The following is a 4,713-nucleotide window of genomic DNA, read 5'->3' on the forward strand; positions in this document are numbered from 1 at the left end:
ACGAACGCGACCACGAACACCGTGCTGAGCCCAACTTCAGGCAGCGCAAGCCACGACAGCAACTGGTGCATCCAGGTTTCCATCGCCCAAGTGTAGAGGGCTGGCTGCGCCCCAGGCGCTCGCAGTCCTACAGTCCTACACCGCCCTGGATTTTGTTTGCTGAAATTTTGAGCAGGTACAATCCTGCCTCCTTTTTCAGCAACGGCTGACGTCTTCTGCACCCTTGCACCCATGCACATCGGCCCTATTCCTCTGGCAAACCGGCTGTTCGTCGCCCCGATGGCGGGCGTGACGGACCGTCCTTTCCGCCAGCTGTGCAAGGCTTTAGGTGCGGGCTACGCCGTGAGCGAGATGGTCACCTCACGCAAAGACCTGTGGGACAGCCTCAAGACCTCGCGGCGCGCCAACCATGAGGGTGAGCCAGGGCCGATCGCCGTGCAGATTGCGGGCACCGAGGCGCAGATGATGGCGGAAGCCGCAATCTACAACGTGGAGCGCGGCGCGCAGATCATCGACATCAACATGGGCTGCCCGGCCAAGAAGGTCTGCAACAAGTGGGCGGGCTCGGCGCTGATGCAAAACGAGGCGCTGGCGGTGGAAATTGCAGCGGCGGTCGTCCAGGCGTGCGAGCCCTTGGGCGTGCCGGTCACACTGAAAATGCGCACCGGCTGGTGCCAGCAGCACCGCAACGCGGTGCAACTGGCGCGGCAGTTCGAATCGGTGGGCATCCAGATGCTGACGGTCCACGGCCGCACGCGCGAGCAACGCTATCAGGGGCAGGCCGAGTACGACACCATCGCTGCCGTGAAGGCGTCGGTGAGGGTGCCCGTGGTGGCCAACGGCGACATCACATCACCCGAAAAGGCCCGCGATGTGCTGGCGGCCACGGGCGCTGACGCCATCATGATCGGCCGCGCGGCGCAAGGCAGGCCGTGGATTTTTCGGGAGATCGGTCACTTTCTGGCCACGGGCGAGCACCTGGCGCCGCCGCTGGTTGCCGAGGTTCGCCGCCTGCTGCTCGACCATTTGAACGACCACTACAGCCTGCACGGCGAGCAGACCGGCGTGCGCAGCGCTCGCAAGCACATTGCGTGGTACCTGCGCGCACTGCCTGGTGGCGAGGACTTCCGGCAACGCATCAACACCATCGATGACGCCGCCGCGCAATGGCAGGCGGTGGCCGACCATCTGGATGCCCTGGGCGCGCAGATGGACCGGCTGCCTGCTGCCCATGGCCAGGATACGGACACACAAGAACAAGAAAGACTGGTTGCATGACCAAGAAACACATCGAAGAGTGCGTGCGCGATAGCCTGCAAAGCTACTTTCGCGACCTGGGAGGCGAGACGCCCGACGGCTTGTACGACATGCTGGTGCGCGTGGTCGAAAAGCCGCTGCTGGAAGTGGTGATGAGCCACGCCGACAACAACCAGTCGCGCGCTGCGCAATGGCTGGGCCTGAACCGCAACACCCTGCGCAAAAAGCTCGTGGAGCACAAGCTGCTCTGACCGGGCACCACCTGTCTATTGCTATTTTTTTGATAGCTGCTTGACTCATAAAATCAGGCGCTACCGCCGTATTTCTCTAGAAAAAACTAACCACCATGAACGCACTCCTATCCGTATCCGACAAGACGGGCATCGTTGACTTTGCCAAAGCCCTGCATACCCTGGGCATCAAGCTGCTGTCCACCGGTGGCACTGCCCAGTTGCTGGCCAGGGAGGGGCTGCCCGTGACCGAGGTGGCCGAGGTCACCCGGTTCCCCGAGATGCTGGACGGCCGCGTGAAGACGCTGCACCCCAAGGTGCACGGCGGCCTGCTGGCCCGCCGCGATCTGCCAGCCCACATGGCGGCACTCAAAGAGCATGGCATCGACACCATCGATCTGCTGGTGGTCAACCTCTACCCCTTTGAAGCCACCGTGGCCAAGGCGGGCTGCACGCTGGCCGACGCGATTGAGAACATCGACATCGGCGGCCCCGCCATGGTGCGCAGCGCTGCCAAGAACTGGAAAGACGTGGGCGTGATCACCGCCGCCGACCAGTACGAGGCCGTGCTGACCGAGCTCAAGGCGAGCGGCACGTTGTCGGACAAGCTGCGTTTTGCGCTGGCAGTGGCTGCGTTCAACCGCATCGCCCAGTACGACGGTGCCATCAGTGATTACCTGTCTTCCGTCACGTTCGACGCCGACAAGCTGTCGGAAAGCTATGTGCCCGAGCGCAGCCAGTTCCCCGGCCAGAGCAACGCTGCCTTCATCAAGCTGCAGGACCTGCGCTACGGCGAAAACAGCCACCAGCAGGCCGCGCTGTACCGCGACCTGCACCCGGCGCCCGGCTCGCTGGTGACCGGCGTGCAGCTCCAGGGCAAAGAGCTTTCGTACAACAACATCGCCGACGCCGACGCTGCGTGGGAATGCGTCAAGAGCTTTGACGCTGCCGCCTGCGTCATCGTCAAGCATGCCAACCCCTGCGGCGTGGCCGTGGGCCTGGGCGCGCTGGACGCGTACACCAAGGCCTTCCAGACCGACCCCACCAGCGCGTTTGGCGGCATCATCGCCTTCAACTGCCGGGTGGATGAAGCGGCGGCCGCCCAGGTCAGCAAGCAATTTGTGGAAGTGCTGATGGCCCCCGACTTCACGCCCGAGGCGCTGGAGATCTTCAAAGCCAAGGCCAATGTGCGCCTGCTGAAAATTGCCCTGCCCGCGCATGGCGGGGACACGCACTGGCAGCGTGGCCGCAACGCGATGGACAGCAAGCGCATTGGCTCGGGCCTGTTGCTGCAGACGGCCGACAACCATGAGCTGTTGCTCAGCGATCTTCGGGTCGTGACCCAAAAGCAGCCCACGCCAGAGGAAATGGACGACCTGCTGTTCGCCTGGAAGGTGGCCAAGTACGTCAAGAGCAACGCCATCGTGTTCTGCAAGGGCGGCATGACCATGGGCGTGGGCGCGGGCCAGATGAGCCGCCTGGATTCGGCCCGCATTGCCAGCATCAAGGCCAGCCATGCCAAGCTGTCGCTGCAGGGCACGGTGGTGGCCAGCGATGCGTTCTTTCCCTTCCGCGACGGCCTGGATGTGGTGGTCGATGCGGGCGCCACCTGCGTGATCCAGCCCGGTGGCTCCATGCGCGACAACGAGGTGATTGCCGCCGCCGACGAGCGGGGTGTGGCCATGGTGTTCAGCGGCGTGCGCCACTTCCGCCACTGATTGCGCCCTGTCGTCAGCCGGGATAGATGGCCCCCAGAGGCCTGGGCCCGGCCGCTCCGGTGACGGCGGGCAGATTGCCGGGCAGGCCCTCGATCCGCTGCCTGGCCAGCCATGCGAAGGCGGCGGCTTCCACCTGCAGCGCGGGCAGACCGAGGGGGTCGGTCGCTGTCACGTCGATGCCCGGGCAGTGGGCGCGCAGCCGCTCCATCAGGTAGGTGTTCAACGCGCCACCCCCGCACACGGCCAGCAAGGTGCCCCCGGTGCCGTATCGATGGACGCTGATGGCGCAGGCGCTGGCGGTGAACTCCGCCAAGGTGGCCTGCACGTCCTGCGGGGCGGCGCCTGGGTGCCTGGTCAGGAAGTGGGCCAGCCAGCGTGGGTTGAACAGGTCGCGGCCCGTGCTCTTGGGCGGTGCCTTGTGGATAAAAGGCTCGTTCAGAAGGGCCTCCAGCAACTGCGGCAGAACCCGGCCCCCGGCAGCCCACTGTCCGCCTGCGTCGTAGGGCGTCCCGATGTGCTGCTGACACCAGTGGTCCATCAGGGCGTTGCCGGGGCCGCAGTCAAACCCCACAACGCTGCCGTCGCTCCCCAGCACGCTGAGGTTGGAGATGCCGCCGATGTTGAGGACCAGCACCGTCTGGCCTGGGCGGCCAAACACGCCCTGGTGGAACGCGGGCACGAGCGGCGCTCCCTGGCCACCAGCGGCCACGTCGCGGCTGCGGAAGTCAGCCACCACGGTGATGCCCGTGAGTTCCGCCAGCAGCGCGTGGTTGCCCAACTGCAGGGTGTAGCCGGTGCCGTCAAATTCGCCGGGGCGGTGCCGGACCGTCTGTCCATGCGCGCCGATGGCACGGATGGCGGCGGGTGGATGGCCGGCCTGCCGCAGCAGCGCGGCCACCACCTGGGCGTACACCCGCGCAACGGCAGCGCCAGCCAGCGCAGCCCGGTGCAGCTCGTCGTGCCCCGGCGTGTTCAGCGCCAGCAGTTCGGCGCGCAGCGCCGGGTCAAACCCGGCCGACGCGTGTGCCTGGACCGCCATGCGCGCGCCAGCAAAGTCCGCCAACACGCCGTCCACGCCGTCCAGCGAGGTGCCGGACATGAGGCCGATGTAAAGCTCCGTCATGGGGTGCGGAAGCGGCCGATCAGAGGGGAGCGCCGCGCAAAGATCGGGTGGCGCAAGCGATGCCGCGCTTCAGGCCAAGGCAAGGGCGCGCACCGCTGCAGGCCACCCACAGGCCGGGGAGCGCAGCGGGCGGCACGGCGTGCAGCCCGCTCAGCCTAAAAACGGCAGATGGATGCATTTGCCAGCGCTGCTGTTGGGGTGCCAGGCAAGGCGCGACGACGCGGCAGGCTCGTGCCTGCAAGGAGGAGCAACACCGCATGGCGCTCCAAAAGCGGCGCTGGCAAGTGCATAGCGCTGTCACCCCAAAGGTGAGGCTGCAAAAACAACCCAAGGCTCGAGTCCACGCGGTGTGCGGCAAGATGACAAGCGGTCAACTGCCGTTTTT

At 65.8% G+C, this 4,713-nt stretch carries 4 protein-coding genes and 1 pseudogene; 3 read left to right on the top strand and 2 right to left on the bottom strand.

From position 1 onward, the window contains the following. Window positions 1-83: pseudogene (locus ACK543_RS02375) on the bottom strand (DedA family protein); the annotation flags it as partial. A 148-nt stretch (window positions 84-231) separates the two neighbouring features. Here ACK543_RS02375 and dusB point away from each other — a divergent pair. The 3 genes from dusB to purH all read left to right on the top strand — a co-directional run bounded on the left by dusB (window position 232) and on the right by purH (window position 3,205). Next, the gene (gene dusB / locus ACK543_RS02380) at window positions 232-1,278 is read left to right on the top strand and encodes a tRNA dihydrouridine synthase DusB (protein ID WP_409941269.1); all 1,047 of its coding nucleotides are present in this window, start codon (window positions 232-234) and stop codon (window positions 1,276-1,278) included. After that, the gene (locus tag ACK543_RS02385; protein ID WP_409941270.1) at window positions 1,275-1,508 is read left to right on the top strand and encodes a Fis family transcriptional regulator; all 234 of its coding nucleotides are present in this window, start codon (window positions 1,275-1,277) and stop codon (window positions 1,506-1,508) included. The genes dusB and ACK543_RS02385 overlap by 4 nt, the downstream gene beginning before the upstream one ends. Before the next feature lie 95 nt (window positions 1,509-1,603). Then, window positions 1,604-3,205: a bifunctional phosphoribosylaminoimidazolecarboxamide formyltransferase/IMP cyclohydrolase gene (gene purH, locus ACK543_RS02390; RefSeq protein WP_409941271.1), complete on the top strand. Its 1,602-nt coding sequence runs from the start codon at window positions 1,604-1,606 to the stop codon at window positions 3,203-3,205. A 13-nt stretch (window positions 3,206-3,218) separates the two neighbouring features. On the opposite strand, the gene ACK543_RS02395 is transcribed toward purH, so the two are convergent. After that, window positions 3,219-4,328: an anhydro-N-acetylmuramic acid kinase gene (locus ACK543_RS02395; RefSeq protein WP_409941272.1), complete on the bottom strand. Its 1,110-nt coding sequence runs from the start codon at window positions 4,326-4,328 to the stop codon at window positions 3,219-3,221. Window positions 4,329-4,713: the final 385 nt, after the last annotated feature.

It is taken from the genome of Acidovorax sp., assembly GCF_046341535.1.
Lineage (GTDB): Bacteria > Pseudomonadota > Gammaproteobacteria > Burkholderiales > Burkholderiaceae_C > Acidovorax.